Annotated in this window: 13 protein-coding genes; 4 read left to right on the top strand and 9 right to left on the bottom strand. The window is 46.7% G+C overall.

Annotated features, from left to right (window positions below):
* Positions 1–34: 34 nt before the first annotated feature.
* The gene (locus AC2TF5_RS25960) at positions 35–523 is read right to left on the bottom strand and encodes a DinB family protein (protein WP_491299958.1); all 489 of its coding nucleotides are present in this window, start codon (positions 521–523) and stop codon (positions 35–37) included.
* Positions 524–1,070: 547 nt separating this feature from the next.
* Between AC2TF5_RS25960 and AC2TF5_RS25955 the strand changes: the two genes are divergently transcribed.
* Positions 1,071–1,586, top strand: coding sequence for a P-loop nucleotide/nucleoside kinase family protein (locus AC2TF5_RS25955; RefSeq protein WP_491299957.1), 516 nt, complete (start codon positions 1,071–1,073; stop codon positions 1,584–1,586).
* Between the two features lie 122 nt (positions 1,587–1,708).
* The gene (locus AC2TF5_RS25950) at positions 1,709–2,629 is read left to right on the top strand and encodes a proline dehydrogenase family protein (RefSeq protein WP_491299956.1); all 921 of its coding nucleotides are present in this window, start codon (positions 1,709–1,711) and stop codon (positions 2,627–2,629) included.
* Between the two features lie 88 nt (positions 2,630–2,717).
* Here the strand turns inward: AC2TF5_RS25950 and AC2TF5_RS25945 are convergent, their stop codons facing one another.
* The 4 genes from AC2TF5_RS25945 to fabF form a co-directional block, all read right to left on the bottom strand.
* Positions 2,718–3,818 (bottom strand): stalk domain-containing protein, encoded by a 1,101-nt coding sequence (locus AC2TF5_RS25945; RefSeq protein ID WP_491299955.1) that lies wholly within the window; start codon positions 3,816–3,818, stop codon positions 2,718–2,720.
* A gap of 32 nt (positions 3,819–3,850) precedes the next feature.
* Positions 3,851–4,726 carry an anti-sigma-V factor RsiV gene (rsiV, locus tag AC2TF5_RS25940; protein ID WP_491299954.1) on the bottom strand — a complete coding sequence of 292 codons (876 nt, stop codon included), beginning with the start codon at positions 4,724–4,726 and terminating at the stop codon, positions 3,851–3,853.
* A complete protein-coding gene (gene sigV, locus AC2TF5_RS25935) occupies positions 4,719–5,234 on the bottom strand; it encodes an RNA polymerase sigma factor SigV (RefSeq protein WP_491299953.1) in 516 nt (171 codons plus the stop codon). The genes rsiV and sigV overlap by 8 nt, the downstream gene beginning before the upstream one ends.
* A gap of 177 nt (positions 5,235–5,411) precedes the next feature.
* The gene (fabF, locus tag AC2TF5_RS25930) at positions 5,412–6,650 is read right to left on the bottom strand and encodes a beta-ketoacyl-ACP synthase II (RefSeq protein WP_491299952.1); all 1,239 of its coding nucleotides are present in this window, start codon (positions 6,648–6,650) and stop codon (positions 5,412–5,414) included.
* A 133-nt stretch (positions 6,651–6,783) separates the two neighbouring features.
* Between fabF and AC2TF5_RS25925 the strand changes: the two genes are divergently transcribed.
* On the top strand, positions 6,784–7,626 hold the full coding sequence (locus AC2TF5_RS25925; RefSeq protein WP_491299951.1) for a helix-turn-helix transcriptional regulator: 843 nt from the start codon (positions 6,784–6,786) through the stop codon (positions 7,624–7,626).
* 1 nt (position 7,627) lies between these two features.
* Here the strand turns inward: AC2TF5_RS25925 and AC2TF5_RS25920 are convergent, their stop codons facing one another.
* From AC2TF5_RS25920 to AC2TF5_RS25905, 4 genes are all read right to left on the bottom strand, one after another.
* A complete protein-coding gene (locus AC2TF5_RS25920) occupies positions 7,628–10,579 on the bottom strand; it encodes a DEAD/DEAH box helicase (RefSeq protein WP_491299950.1) in 2,952 nt (983 codons plus the stop codon).
* Positions 10,576–12,228: an SWIM zinc finger family protein gene (locus tag AC2TF5_RS25915; protein ID WP_491299949.1), complete on the bottom strand. Its 1,653-nt coding sequence runs from the start codon at positions 12,226–12,228 to the stop codon at positions 10,576–10,578. Before AC2TF5_RS25915 ends, AC2TF5_RS25920 begins: the two co-directional genes overlap by 4 nt.
* A gap of 100 nt (positions 12,229–12,328) precedes the next feature.
* Positions 12,329–12,967 carry a streptogramin A O-acetyltransferase Vat(I) gene (vat(I), locus tag AC2TF5_RS25910; protein ID WP_491299948.1) on the bottom strand — a complete coding sequence of 213 codons (639 nt, stop codon included), beginning with the start codon at positions 12,965–12,967 and terminating at the stop codon, positions 12,329–12,331.
* A gap of 311 nt (positions 12,968–13,278) precedes the next feature.
* Entirely contained in the window at positions 13,279–13,449 is a 171-nt protein-coding gene (locus tag AC2TF5_RS25905; RefSeq protein WP_491299947.1) for a hypothetical protein, read from the bottom strand.
* 314 nt (positions 13,450–13,763) lie between these two features.
* Between AC2TF5_RS25905 and AC2TF5_RS25900 the strand changes: the two genes are divergently transcribed.
* Positions 13,764–16,313, top strand: coding sequence for a GH39 family glycosyl hydrolase (locus AC2TF5_RS25900; RefSeq protein WP_491299946.1), 2,550 nt, complete (start codon positions 13,764–13,766; stop codon positions 16,311–16,313).
* The last annotated feature ends 21 nt before the right edge of the window (positions 16,314–16,334 follow it).

Raw genomic sequence — 16,334 nt, 5'->3', positions numbered from 1 at the left:
GAAGTAATGGCTCTCAAACTGTTGGATGTTAAGCCTACTGTAAATCTGTGTTAGGAGGAGTGTAACCCAGGTGCCTAGCCATAGATACAATCTGTCCCTTATGATGAAATTCATGTGTCTCCGTATGGGTTAAGAGCCACAATGGAGTTGTACTCCATGGTTCCTCTTGCCATTTCACATTATTCGATATTTGTTCGAACCAACGAAAATTAAACTCTTCCAAGAACCGATGTACTGCTTCGTCTGCTAACTCAAATCTGTCACGAATCCAGTTGACATCCGAGCGTTCAATCTCAATATCAGTAGCAAATGAAAAATCAGCTCGTTTCTGTTTAAAAGCGTATGATCCAAGCCAGTACCTATAGCAATCAGCAACATGAATATGGGTTTTCATAATACTGCCACTCCCGAAGTTTGGGACTGTGTTGTGCAACTTATGCAACGGAATCCCTTCCAAAAATGCAAACAAAGTTTGCCTAGTGAGTCTAATGTAGTTATATTGTTGCTTCAAAACGTCTAACAATTGTCATCAACCCTCTCCGTGTGTAACTGACTCTCATATTCTTTTTTTTCGACGATGTGTCCTCATATTCCCTGCTGTCTAAATAGAGGAACCCCGCTAGCCCTTTTCAGAGTACAAGGGAGTTTACATTTAATGCTTGCTAGAATGCCGATGATTAGCGGGTATGTCTTACCGAGGGTGTTCTCGGCCTCTGCAAGTGCAGCTCATAAGCCGTACGATGGCTTCATTCGAAAAGTCGGTGAAGGATTCATTTTGAAAAGTTACTCTCATCGGTCACGATTCCTCCTTCATACACCATGATTAAGTAAGTGACTATTTAATGCTATTAAATTTCTATGCTATTAGCTCAGATGGTTTGTCTGTTATCTAGAATATGAGAGTATGCATTGAAACATGTTGTCCTTATGCTTGGGCCTGCCTTCAAACTATGAAAGTAGCATAATAAGCGGTAAAATCAGGTTATGAACTTATATAGATATCGAATCTGAATCTGCTCTCTATGATCTTGAATTATCAGAAATGACTACAATATTGGATGGTGCATGAAATGTTGGATACGAACAATAATGAGAAAAATCAAATCGTTTACCTCATCTCTGGTCCGCTCGGAGTGGGCAAATCAACAATAACTAAAGAACTTGCTGAAAAGGTTACCGGGTGTGTCCTTATTGAAGGTGATGTCATATTGCATATGTTTAAGGGAGAATCACAGCCTTCTTGGGATGAACGCCTTGAAATAACCTGGAAGAACATTGTTGATTTAACGAGAAATTATATACACCATGGTTTAAATGTGGTGATTGATTTTGTAGTGGAAGATGAATTGGATTGGTTTTGTAAACAGATTTCAGATCTAAACGTAAATTTTAAGTATGTTGTATTGCGAGCGGATAAAGAAACCATAATGGAACGATTAAATAAACGAGGGGATATCGACTCATTAGAGCGGTCAATGTTTTTACTTAATGAAATGGAAAACTCATCTGCAAATAAAGATTTTTTGTACGATACCACACATAAACAACCCGCTGAAATTGTTAGAGATATTATCAATGAAAATTAGAGATCTTCGGATCTCTTTTTTTTATTTTTCTGCTTATTTTTTGATCCTGATATATTCCGTGAAATACAGAATACAACGTATAACAGAGGATTAACATCAATCAAACGGAAAGGGGGAACGGGATGGACGGCACAGAGCTTTACCGAAAAATGATGCTGACCGTATCCGGCAGCAAGCTGGTGGAACGGATGACCCTTAAATACGGCAAGAAAATGGCTCGCAAATTCATTGCCGGCGATACACTCACGGAAGCGCTGGAGGAAACCAGGCGACTGAACCAGCTTGGTATTATGGTTACCCTTGATCATCTCGGCGAAGGAATCACATCCTTAGATGAGGCAAAGGGATATAAGGAGCAGTATTTAAGGCTGCTGGAGGGAATTGACGAGTTTAAAGTAAATGCGAACGTTTCTTTGAAGCCGACGCAGATGGGGTTGTCGCTCCAACAAGAGGCTTGTTATGGAAATGTGAGAGCGGTTGCATCCAGAGCGAAAGAGCTTGGTAATTTCGTGCGTCTGGATATGGAGGACTCGTCATTCACCCAAGCCACGATCGATATGACCCTAAGGCTTCATGCCGAAGGCCTGAACAACGTCGGCACGGTTCTTCAAGCTTATCTATTCCGGACAGCGGAGGATGTCAAAACAATGATGAAGGCAGGTGTCAATCTGCGGCTGGTCAAGGGCGCGTATAAAGAGCCGGCAGCCGTTGCTTCTCAGCGCATGAGCGAAATTATAGATAACTATAAAAAAATGATCAAGCGGCATCTTGATCGGGAAATATATACCGCCATTGCGAGTCACGATGACCGGATCATCAACTGGGCAAAAGAGTATTCAACCCGTCATGGTATTTCGAAAGACATCTTTGAGTTTCAGATGCTGTATGGGCTCCGCATGAACGACCAGGCTGAGTTGGCCCGGCAGGGTTACCGCATCCGCTGCTACATGCCTTACGGGACAATGTGGTATCCCTATTATACACGCCGTCTGGCCGAAAAGCCCTCCAATCTGATGATGGTTCTCAAAAATATGTTCAAATAATGAGAAAGCCCTCTATGACTCCCGCACAGGAAGGATAGAGGGCTTGGTTTTGCTTTTATCTTTGCGTTATGAAGTGATCATTAATGGATTATTTCAGGGTAACTTCAATTTCTCCGTTCGCACCTTTTGCGGTTTCCGCATGAAGAATATCTGTCAGGAAATTCAGTGGAACATATACGTGACCTTTTTTCATAACAGGGGAAGTGCCAAGCTTTTGAGGAGCCTTTTTGCCAAAGGAGTATGCATCCTTGCCAACCGTTACCGACGTCCAAATCGCTCCCTTGCTAATATCAGCGGTTTTCGTTTTTTTGTTCCATTTCACGTCGAATTGCAGACTGCGCACAACATCCGCGAGCGGGATCATAACTGTGCCATTTTTCGCCTTAAACGTGGATTTGGGATCAATTACTGTCTTTACAGGGTTTGTAGTATCTGTAAGCTCAAATGTGAATTCAGGCGTTCCGGTGACCCCTGGAGCGATGCTGTACTCCTGGAATACAACAACGGCTTTTCCGCCAGTTACGTAAAAGGATTGCTCAGAATCTATACCCTGGAATCCATCTTTACCAGCAAAATATTCCTCGGCATTGGCTGCAATATCCGATTTAATCTTGGAGTCGATCATCTGTTTGTAGTTGCTGCCGAACAAGTCTTCAAGAGTTACGCGAGTTGCTTCTTTTTTGTCCATGAAGTTGTACGTATCCACACGCTGAGCCGGTGAGTTGCCGGTTGTGACTTCGGTGATCACTTTCAGGGAGATCAGGTTTGGCAGTGTGCCCTTACCGTCTGCTGTAAGTTCATAACTGATGTTCAGCGTGTAAGGATGCATAGTAAAGTTCTCTTTTTTTGCTTTAATCGCCATTTCCTTGGATTCTTTCTCCATGTTGGTCAGATCCTTGGAAGCGTGGGATTCAATAATATCATTCAGCTGGTCTTGGTATTTGGTATCTTTTAATCCCTGAAACACAGGGATACGGATGTTTGCTTCAAGTGCAGGTTCGCTCGACTTTAACGTTTTGAAGGTTACGAGTGACTTTTGAACCTGAACAGCTGTGGCCTGAGGTTTAGCGGCCGAAAGGGCATGAACCTCTGTCATCATAGCGAAGGAACCGCTGAGCAGAATGACACCAGCCATGCTGGCATAAGCCAATTTTTTCTTGAGTGGTGAGGAAGATGTGTATATTTTCATGATAAAAACCTCCTAATGATTTTTGGATTGGATTATTTAATATATTCGTGGCTAACGAGAATACCGGAGAGCGCTTCTGTCGGAATGACGAACTCCACTACACCCATATACCCGGGAGCAACATCGTATTCATTGAAGGAAATGACCAGCTTGCCGTCAGCGTTAATATAGAAGTTCTGATCTTTTGAGATGCTTTCAAAAGGAGTCATAACATCATCATCTTCCGCCGATTCTATCCAATAGATCTTGTCTTGGTCCTCCTGCATTTGTTGTTTCATCTGTTGTTTGATTTGATCACTGATCACCTGGATGTATGAATCATCTTTAAATAGGCTTGGCAGGGTAATAACGATGCTTTCCTGCTTGTCGATCGTGTCGTAGGTTCTTGTCTCTGCGGCAGAAGCCGCGGTCGTCGTGACATAACGCGACAAGGTAAGTAGTCGATCGGTATCCGTTACAATCTCATAGCCACTGTCGAGGCTCATATTGGCTTTCCCTTTCTTTTCTAGTTCCTCGACTTCGTCTCTGAAAGATTCATAGAGCTTTTTGTTCCCTTCGGCATATTTGCTGTTCAGCGCCTCTTCAAGTTGCGGATTGTCCAGATTGGTAATAGCCGGTGTTTTGATGTTTGTCTCGGACGAATCATCTTTTTGGGTGTACTCACTGATCGTGATTACTTTAACAAGATTGCCGAGCACTGGTATATCCGAGATCGCTGCAGCAAACGTAGGGCTCGTATTCACTCCGGCAAATAATAGAATGGAGGCGGCTGCACCCCCAGCTAATGATTGAAGCTTGATACGCCGATTCTTCCTTTGCTTGATCGCCCTTTTGACGACCAAATCCAATTCTTCAGGGATGGGAACGGACTCGTATTTTTTTTTCATGTTGTTTAATCTGTCATTCAACGGGATGCACCTCCTTTAGTTGTTCTTCTTCCAGACTTATTCGCAGCCGTTTCAGCGCCTGATACAATCTCGTTTTCACAGTACTGGCGTTCTCCTGAATCACTTCTGCAATATCCTCTATTTTCATATCTTCAAAAAATCGGAGAATGATAACCGTCCGGTATTTCTCAGGCAGATCATTCACGGATTCGGCCAAATCCAGATTGGGATAAGTATCATTTTGACCGGGGATGAAAGACTCTAAAATTTCATCCTCCATGACATGCATATTTTTATGTTTTCTTAAAAAATCAAGGGAGGTTGTTACGACAATTCTGTAGAACCAGCTCTTGATTGAACCCTTATTTTGCAGTTTATCAATGGATAGAAATGCTTTATGAATTGCGTCCTGTACGATATCGAGTGCATCCTCTTTGTTTTTTACATAGCTGTAGGCCAGCCTGTAGATGCTTTCCTGATTTTCTGTAACACAATCCATAAGAAGCTTTTCCAGTTTCCGGCCTCTCATGGGTATATGACACTCCTTTGCTGCGCGCGCCAGCGATCAATTGCAATTGAACTTTCACAGGCAAGACGTGCGGGGGTTTGAAAAAGTTTGAATGATGTGAAAAATTTTTAAAAATATTAGATAACGAGAAAAGGCCCCCAAATGGGGCCCCAGAATTTGTTGTAGCCAAGCTTATACTTACAACGCAAACTTCTTGATAATTATAGCTGAATTATGTCCTCCGAAGCCAAAGGAATTGGAGATTCCAATATTTAGATCGGCTTTTCTAGCTTGATTCGGGACATAGTCCAGATCACATTCCGGATCGGGTGTATCCAGATTGATCGTAGGGGGAATGATACCCTCCTGCAAAGATTTAACAAGAGCAATCGCCTCTATGCCTCCAGAGGCACCCAGCATATGACCGGTCATTGATTTGTTAGCTGTTACGGAAATACGGTATGACTCCGGTCCAAATACATGTTTGATCGCTGCTGTTTCCGAACGGTCCCCGATTATAGTACTCGTCGCATGAGCACTTATCACATCGATTTCATCTGGAGAGATTTTGGCCTCTGCAAGTGCCGACTTCATTGCCCTGGCAGCCCCGTGACCGTCTGCTGGAGTTGCGACCATATGGTAGGCATCTGAGCCGGCCCCATAACCAATAACCTCACCGAGGATTTGGGCATTTCTTTGCAGTGCATGCGTCAGGGACTCCAAAATGACAATACCAGCACCCTCTGCCATTACAAACCCGTCCCGGCCAGCATCGAACGGACGGCTTGCGTATTCTGGCTGATCGTTTCGCGTGGATAGCGCCGTGGCATTGGAGAAGCTTGCGAGTGAAATGTCGGTCAGTGCAGCTTCTGTTCCTCCCGCAAATATGATGTCAGACCTTCCCGCCTGTATATTAAAGAGGGCTTCACCTATCGCTGTATTCCCGATAGAACAAGCCGTTACCGGTGATAATGAGGAACCCAGTGCGCCATATTTAATGCTGACCATTGCGGCTGCCATATTAGGAATCATCATCGGAACGAGTGTGGGGCTGATTCGTTCAGGTCCACGTGATGCGAGAGCCGCACTTTGATTCATTAAGGTCTGGATGCCTCCGATGCCGGAGCCGATATATACGCCCATGCGCTCCCGATTGATGTCCTCAAGCTGGAGACCGGAGCTGTTGAAGGCTTGTTCTGCCGCTGCTAAGGCGAACTGGCAGAAACGGTCCATGCGCCTTGCTTCTTTTACACCAAAGCGTTCAATCGGATCAAAATCCCGAACGATCCCCGCTATCTTTACCTTTTGTTTCGTTGTGTCAAATGATTCTATATGTGAAATACCGGACTGGCCGTGAATCAATCGGGACCAGAATGATTCTACATCGTTACCTAACGGTGAAATCACACCCATACCGGTAATGACGACTCTTTCCATAGGATGAACCTCCTTAGAATATATAACTTGTCATTCGTAAGGTTATGATGTCATGTATGTTATCCTATTACAAGATATCGTTTATCCTAGTATAATTACTGCCATCCTAAAACGGTATGAGAGGAAGGGTACGATGAATTCACAGGCCAGACTTCAAGCACTGTCCGCATTTTTAAAATCTCAACGCGCCAAGATCTCCCCGGAGTCTGTCGGCTTGCCAGCAGGAACTCGAAGAAGAACGCCAGGACTGCGAAGAGAGGAAGTAGCACAGTTGGCAGGCGTTAGCACAACGTGGTACACCTGGTTGGAACAAGGACGTGATATCCAGGTTTCATCATCTGTCCTTGATTGTGTAGCTAACGCGCTGCAACTAACTGCTGATGAACGGAAGTATTTGTTCTCACTAGCCTTCGAGACGGGTACAAGCACCTATCCGCTCAAACAGGAAGCGGCCCATATCAGCCCCTCCCTGCATAAAATTATTAGAGAACTCCACTGCTGTCCGGCGATTATTTCCGATCGTATGTGTAACATTGTTGGGTGGAATAATGCCGCGGCCCATGTATTTCTGGACTTTGAACGCATTCCTCTGGAAGAACGAAATATGATTCGCCTGCTGTTCACCCGTAGGGAATTTAAGCGTTTGGCGGTTAACTGGGATCAGTTTGCCAGCGGGTTTCTGGCGATGTTTCGTTCGTATTACGGACAATATGTGGAAGATAAGTGGTACGAATCATTTCTTGAAGAAATGAAGAGAGATCATCCCGGCTTCACCCGGATGTGGGAGCAAAGCCAGGTGAGTTACGCACCGGAAGTACATCTTGAATTCAGACATGCCAAAGCCGGAAAGATGTTGTTTGAGCTTACGTCTTTGCATGTATATGGTAATGATGATTTACGCTGCAGTATATATACACCAGCTCCGGACACGAATACGGAAGCCAAGATGCGGCAGTTGATGGAAGAGAAGTCTTAACCTACGCCCAATCCCGTCGCAAGGTGAACAGATCCTTCAGCTCATCGGTCGACAGCTCGGTTATCCAGCCTTCGCTGCTGGAGATGACGTTATCGCTGAGCTGCTGCTTGCTTTCCAGCATCTCATCAATCCGTTCCTCCAGCGTGCCCATGGAGATGAACTTGTGAACCTGTACATCCTTCGTCTGGCCCATGCGGTATGCCCGGTCGGTGGCCTGGTTTTCGACAGCCGGGTTCCACCAGCGATCGAAGTGGAAGACGTGATTGGCTGCGGTCAGATTCAGGCCGACGCCTCCTGCCTTAATTGAAAGGATGAATACGCTGGGCTGTTCCTTCGCCGGTAGCGTCCGCGACTGGAACTGGTCAGTCATACGGTCACGTGCCGTCTTTGAGGTGCTGCCATTAAGATAGAGCACCGGTTCGTCCAGCTCTTGTTGAAGCACCTGCTGCAGCATCTCGCCCATGCCAATGTACTGTGTAAAGATCAGGCAACGTTCGTCTTCTTCCCGAAGCTCTTTGACCATGGATAAAAGGCGTTCAAGCTTGGAAGAACGGTTAATGAGCGTCTCTGTATCCAATTTACGGCCTGAGGCCCCCGTTATTTCCGGCAGAGCTTCTTTGGTCAGCAGCTGCGGGTGATCGCACAGCTGTTTCAGCTGGGTGAGTGCCGATAGAATAGCACCTTTGCGCTCAATACCCTCCAGCTTCTGCATACGCTCCATGAGCTGGTTCACACTCTGATCGTAAAGCGCACCCTGCTCGGTGGTGAGATGAATGTATGTTTTCATCTCGTTCTTATCCGGTAGATCCAACTGGATGGCCGGATCTTTTTTCTTGCGGCGGAGCATGAACGGTTTAACGAGCTTTTGCAGATCGGCAGTTTTCTGTTCGTCGTGATCCTTCTCAATCGCTTGAATGAAGCGGTTGGTAAAAGCCCGCAGATTGCCTAGATACCCCGGATTGATAAAATCATAGATCGACCAGAGCTCTGACAGGCGGTTTTCAATCGGCGTACCGGTCAGCGCAATGCGGTGTTTCGCAGGAAAGCTGCGGACCGCAGCCGACTGCTTTGTCTGGGCATTTTTTATATTTTGAGCTTCATCGAGACAGATGGTTTCCCATTTATAATCTTTAAGCAGCTCCTGATCCAGGGTAGCTGTTGCATAAGAGGTCAGGACAATGTCGGCCTGGCTCGCTTCCTCATGGAATTCCTCACTGCTATACCGTTTGCTTCCGTAATGAAGCATAACCCGGATGGACGGAGCGAACCGGCTCAATTCTTTCTGCCAGTTGCCCAGAACGGAAGTAGGGCAGATTAGTAGAGAAGTGAGCCTGTCCTTCTCCCCGGAGGTCGTTTCTTTGACGTGGAGCAAGTACGTGATGAATTGTACGGTTTTGCCGAGACCCATATCATCGGCGAGACAGGCGCCAAGCCCAAAACGCCGCAAAAAGGCAAGCCAAGCATACCCTTCACGCTGGTAAGTCCGAAGTTCAGCCTTTAGACCAACCGGGATAGGCAGTTCCGGCCACTCACTCTGCCGTTTTAGTTGGCTGATCAGTCCCAGTAGATGCTCATTCAGCTCAACCTCAAGCCGGATGCGTTCAGGACCTTTTTCTTCAGGTTCCTCGTCGTTGTTCTCCAGTGTATCCTCACTTCCCAGCAGGTGGAGGTGTAGGATATCTTGAAAAGATAAGCCCTGCGAGGAATCCATTCCTGCCATGGCTTGGCGGATTTTCGCCACCAGCGCGGGGTCGAGTGCGATCCATTGTCCGCGGAAACGGACTAATCTTTCGTTCCGTGCGACAAGGTCGGCGAACTCGGCTTCCGTGAGGCTGGTATCACCAATGGCGATGCGCCAATCGAAGTTCACAAGTGAATCCAGCCCGAATAGTGAACTTCCGGTGCTGCGCTCGCTACCTTCACCAGAGTGGACCTTCGCCCGCAGCTTCGGGCGCTTTCGGGTGGCTGCTTCCCACCATGCTGGAAGCAGCACTTGCCAGCCGGTCTGCAGCAGACGGTTGCTGTCTACCGTCAGGAACTGCCACGCTGCCTCATCGGACAGCTCGGTGCCGATCATATCCTGTCCGCCGTTCGCCAGCATCTTCGCTGGAAGCGCGGCACGGAGACGTTCCAGCCAAGCCGTGGAACGATCGTGTATATGCGGCGTCCAGTGCTCCGGCCATGAGCCGGAAGCTTCGCCGTCCTCCGCAAGCCGGACCGGGCAGAGCAGCGCGGGGTCTTGCTTGTCCTGAAGGACAAGCTTCAGCCGCCAAGCCGTTTCTTCTTCGTCCGGCTCCAGTAGCTGGAGAAGCGGGCGAAAAGGAGCCGTGTCTGCTTTCCAGCCAATGGCAATGAGCCAGGACTGTGCGTCCATCCCGGCTGCGGCGGAACGGTCTTTAGTGAAGAGAAGCGGGTATTCTCGGCGTAAATCGGCAGCCTCGGCTTCTGTCCCGTAACACCGTTGAAAGACGGAAGCCGAGAAGGCGGCGCCCAATCCTTCGCCAAGCAAAGGATCTTCCCCCAGCTGTGACAGGATTCCCCGGCCTTCCGGATCGATAGACTCCGGATCCCAGGTCCATTGCAGCTTTCCGTCTTGATAAGCTGCAAAGCTCGGGATAAATGCTCTTTTCTTAATACACTCATAAAGTATTGGGGCGAGCTGGACGAATGGCGCGCTTTCCTCGCCCCACACCCACTCAATATGATTCAGCAGTTTCATCTCTGCAAAGAAAGGGATGACCTGTTCCGCGGGCAGAAGAACCAGCTCAACATCTTGAATTTGCTGTACTTCTAGCTCTGTTCCGTAAAAAGATTCTTCATGCCAGGCAAACAAACGCTGCTTCAGATATTGTCCGGACAGGTAGCTCTGCATTAGGGTGGAACCGTATATGAGTGCATCTCCATAGGCGCTTAACGTAATCTGGACGGTGATGGTTTCGGTATGATGGCTCATGATATCAGTTTTCCTCTCCGAAGCTCCTCCTGGAGTGCGCGAAGCCGGCTATGCCGTCCGGCAAAGGCGGTGATGAATGCTTCCCAGCGGTCTTCCTGCTTCATTTTTTTGTATAGTTTAGACAAACGCTTGAGCAGCTTAACTGCTGCTTTATAGCTGGCTCTGTTCTTCTGAAGAATGTATCGTTCTACCGCCTGATGAAAAAAAGGCAGCAACAGCTCCGGTGCATGTTTCTCGATCGGCTGCAGCACGCTGACACGGAACTCCAGCGGCTCCTTGCCAGTGCTCAGCTGAAAATCCATCCATTGCTGCCATTTGCCATGGGCAAGTAGTGTTTCCTGGTAGATATCCTTGGAATATGGGAGCATGTCCACAAGTGTGTCCCACAGGGACTGCTCTGCTTGCGGCATCTGCTGTATCGCTTGATCCCAGTAGGCCATATAGCTGTTTAAATTGTGATTTCGGTAGCTGGCCAGCAGCGGGCCGATCTCGGTAAGCCACCCCGTTAAGCGCGGCCAGTCTTGATTTTGAGAGAGCACATCAAGGAAATGGATCAGCTGCTCAGGCTGAATGTAAAGTCCTTTGTCGGCGGACCGAAGCAGTTCCCAAGACATTTCATCCTCGGAGAGAAAGAAGTACATCAAGCTTTGCGCAAGCATTCCCGCAGACCGCGAATAGGCGTTCCCGAGCTCCGCCTCAGCTGTTTTCAGATGGTTCAGCTCTTCGGAGTATAGTTGTGTATCCCGTTCATTGGAATGAATACCGTACACCCAAAGCTGGTTGTAGATATGGGAGAAGAAGGAGTGGTTCCGGACTTCAGTCAGCATTTTTTCACGTAAATAAGCTAGCGTTTCGCTCACACGCTGTGAGTGCTCTGTTTCAACTGGAATGGAGAAGTGCCCGGCTGCGAAGTGCTGCTCGATGTCTTTCTGGGTATCATCCGCAGCAATCTGTACGTGATAGCCCATAAATAGACCGGAGCCCGTATTGTGGCTCTGCGGCTGTTTTACCAGCCTTTCGAGCACAAATAGTCGGGCATGAAGCTCGAACAACATATCCATGACTCCGCTCAAGTCAGGTTTGATGCGAAAAATAGCTTCCAGCGCATTTCTGGAGTACAGAGAGTTTAAGGTGTTAACCCCCAGTGCTGCGATGCATTGCCCAAACAGCTTATGCCAATCAGAGATAGGCATTTCGGACAGCCGGCTGGCCTGATCCTTGAAGCTTGCTAAGCTGGCTGCTTGTCTGTTCGCGGTGTGGGCAGAATACGGGGACGCCCCGTATTCTGTGGAAGGTATCTCCCCGTACCGGGTGAGATTGGTTGAATGGGCGTTCGCGAGTGCGTGAACGGATCGCCCCTGCTTGCCCGCAGCATTCAGCAGGACGGCTGCCATGTGCTTGCAGCTCTTTCTGACCGGACAAGAGCAGCGACTGTCATCGAAAGAATCCGGGACAAGGTCGACGTGATAAGTTTCTCTTCCTTCCACTACAGCTTCGATATGACCGGATTTGTGCAGCTGCAGCGAAGAGACCCGGCCCTGCTTGTAATATTGAAATCCGCGTTTCATAGTCAGGTCATTGAAGTAGGCGGCTGTATGTTGTATGAGTGTCTGCCATTGTATATCATCCAGCGGCTGGATAAGGTTCATGAGGAATCCATCTCCTGAAACTAATAGTTTTATGGACTCTAATCTACCATATCCAATGCCGGTAATAAATAAGTTGGAAGAGAAAGGCATGTTTTCACAATCAGAAGCCTTCGTTCTTCATTTGTCTAAGCATCTCCATATCTCCGCTCACGATCGCACCCATGAACCAGTTGATGAGTTCAATATCAGCATCCCACCACCGGATTTCAAGCAGTTCCTGAATGATATTCGGATCGTAACGCTTGCGTATCTCCTTAGCTGGATTGCCGCCGACAATCGTGTAAGACGGAACATCCTTCACTACCACAGCTTCAGCGCCAATGATGGCGCCGTCTCCAATACGTACGCCCGGCATAATGGTTGCTCGTCTGCCAATCCAGACATCATTGCCAACCACCGTATCCCCTTTGAGCGGGAGTTGCTCCAGGGTAGGCGTATGTGCTTCCCATCCGTGTCCGAACAGGTTGAACGGGTAGGTGGATCCATCCATCCGATGATTGCCCCCACCCATGATGAATCGCGCCTCAGGTGCAATAGAACAAAATTTGCCGATAATGAGTTTGGTGCCGAGCGCCTCATAGTGGTAGAGCACTTGTTCCTCGAAGGATTCTCCGTTTAAAGCATCGTAGTAGGAGTAATCTCCAACGATAATGCCCGGTTTCGTGATCGTATTATTGATAAACTGTACATTTTGGGTTCCAGGGATCGGATATGCTTCTCTTGGATTTGGTCCTGTCATGAATGTTCAATCCTCTCATGTTTGATTGGGTTAAAATGCTGCAAAAAAAGCCTCCCACTCCGAACATTCGGAATAGGAGGCTTTTACGAATAAAGAAGACACCTGCTTCTGCTAAGAAGCTCTGAGCATCAACCCATTATATATAAAAAAGCCCGCACGAATCCTATCCCGAAAAACTTCGTTACGAAGTGTTTTCAATTTCTTAGGACAGGATTAGTAGATCATTGGCTTTTTAGTCACCCTTTCATTTCTGATTGTCTAGACTTTATCACATGCTTTTCATGGAGTTCAACCTTGGATTTCCAAAAGACTTAAAAGCGCCGGTTCCTTTTCTCATCTATGTAGAGTTCCACTGCTGTTATAGCCCGGATTAAAAGTTTTATAAGGAGATACAGTGCATACAATCCAAGTAGCATGAAGAGTCCGTTTAGAATGAACATCAAAGTTGGCCATAATCCGAACATGGACATTCCCATATCCATAAACTCACCTCCTTTTAAGTCTATATTTTGTTTATCATAAGTATTTTCCTGTATGTAAAAGTTGAACTAACGAATCTTAGCCTGAGCACCACTACGAATGCGGATTATTCTTACGATCGCTGTTGCCTCAAAATATTTGCATGGTAGGTCTACATACTTATAAGATTAGACAAAGGACATAGGGTGTTTTTCGTTCCAAAATATAACAAACACAATCTAACTTTAACATAATTGCTAGGGCATTGTACTGAAATTCATCATATTAAGGTGGCATTTGGCATGTTGAACACGATGAAGAAAAGGAGGGAAATAGATTGAAGACATCCATCTACGAACTGGTGGAGACCGGGGACACATTACCTTTTGATGTATCACTGCACAGGGTCAATTTTGTGCCAAGCCATTGGCATAACAGTGTGGAGATCATTTTTGTATTGAACGGTAATCTGGAAGTTACGGTAGGGAGTCAGCGGCACACCTTGGCTGAAGGGGATGTATTTCTGATCAATCAATGTCATGTTCATGAAGTGATTGGTCTGGATAACAACATTATCGCTACATTTTTAATCCCCATGTCCTATTTGAAAGAGAATATTAGGGGCATTGAGAATATTCTGTTCAAATGTGAATCCCGTACAGCACGGTCCGAACAACGTGGAGCCCTTGATCAAATTCGCCATTTGCTCGCGGAAATGGTGCAGCTGAACAATAAGAAGGAGGAAGCTTATGAACTGGACATGGGGATTCGGATGTTGGCCATATTCTCCATTCTTTTGAAGCAATTCCGGACGACCGGATCGAGCGGCGCGATGAACGAGAAGTATATGGAACGAATGCTGCGTATTATTACTTATATTGATGAACACTACAAAGACCCAATTTCGCTACAGACTTTGGCAGAGCGTGAATTTCTTTCGATTCCGTATCTGTCCAAATTTTTTAGTGAAAATATCGGACTGAATTTCCAATCCTATCTGACCAGTATCCGTTTGAAAAATGCAGTAGAGGATCTGCTTAACTATGACGAGATTCCGATCGCCGATCTTGCCTTGAATCATGGGTTCCCGAATGCCAAGTCGTTTTACACCGCTTTTAAGAACCGCTACCATATGACGCCTCATGAATACCGCAAGCAGTACCGTCCGGATATGATCCAGAAGAAGAATGAGGATATCTCCTCTCATTATCTGAACTTTAATCATTCCAGCGCGCTTGGCATTATCCGTCAGTTTCTGGAGCGGAGCCAGTCCAGGGAGGTAGAGAAAGTTCAGACTTTGGAAACTAGGGCTTATAAGATTGATACTGCAATCCAAGGAACAACCGTTCAGCATACGTGGAAGAATCTGATTACCATCGGAAAAGCGAAGGAAGGCTTGCATGCAGATGTACAACAGCAGCTGAAGTATGTGCAGCAGAAGAGCCCGTTCCGTTATTTACGGTTCCACGGTATTTTTGATGACGGGATGATGGTTTACGATGAGGATGGAGCCGGGAAGCCCCGATATAATTTTCGGTTTGTGGACCAGCTGTTTGATTTTTTGCTGTCTATTGGGCTGAAGCCTTTTGTAGAGCTTGGATTTATGCCTTCCGCTTTAGCATCCGATACGGACAAATCGGTATTCTATAGAGCCAGTTACACCAGTCCGCCCAAGTCCATGGATAAGTGGTGTGCGCTGGTCGATCGATTTATCCGTCACTGCATGAATCGGTATGGGGCAGCGGAAGTGGAGAGCTGGAAGTTTGAATTCTGGAACGAGCCGGAGTTGCACATATTCTGGCCGGCATCACAGGTGGAGTATAGGGAGCTGTATTTAAGAACCTACCGGACGGTTAAAAATATATCGTCATCCCTGCAGATCGGCGCTCCAGGAAGGATCATTACGACGGAGGACTCCAAGGTAATGGTTAAGGAGTTTCTCGAATTTTGCAGAAAACAGGATTGTCAGCCGGATTTTATTCCGCTTCACTTCTACCCGCACGAACGTATTGAGGAGATGGTGAACAAAGAGCATATTCATCTGCTTGATGCGGCTGCGTATTATCAACTGCTTGAGCAATTTAACGGAATATCTCCAAACCCGGATTTTTTAAAGGAGAAGCTGGGTGATGAGCTTAAGCTGTTCGCAGAGGAAGGATTGCCAAACTGCGAAATATATCTTACGGAATGGAATTCGACGGCATATCATCGCGAGCTTACGAACGATACTTTGTTTAAGGCTTCTTATATTGTGAAAAATCTGCTCGACAATCTGGATGCCATTCATGGTTTCGGCTATTGGGTGCTCAGTGACAATATCGAGGAAACCTTTCCATCCCATCAATTGTTTCATGGGGGACTAGGATTGATTGCACAGCACGGGATTCCCAAAGCCGCGATGTACGCATACGAGTTGTTATCCAAGTTGGGCAATACCGTTCTCGATCAAGGAGAGGATTACATCGTTACCGCTGGGAACGGGGGGTATCAGATCATGACGTATAATTATTGTCATTTTGATGATCTGTATGCTATGGGAGATATCTCATTTATTGATGAGACTCATCGGTATAATGGATTCAAGAATGAGCGGACATTAAAAATTGACATGGACCTCCGCCATCTACCAAATGGTCATTACAAGATGGTTACCCATACGATCAGCCGCAGCCAAGGTAGCAGCTATGATGCCTGGGTAACGATGGGGGCTCCGGAATCTCTAACACAGGAGGATATCCAATATCTAAAGGCGAGCTCCTGTCCCCGCAGACATGTTCAACAAGTAAAGGTGGATGAGGCGACATTAACCGTTCATTCCAGTCTCGAACCGCATGGAGTGGAGTTCATTGAACTGATGCCAGTCTATGATAATTGTGTTGATTTTTAATCTCCCTACATCGAAATGAGG

Source organism: Paenibacillus sp. JNUCC 34, assembly GCF_058269055.1.
Note: the sequence above shows the minus strand (reverse complement) of the source record. Positions and strands in the feature narration are given on the sequence as shown.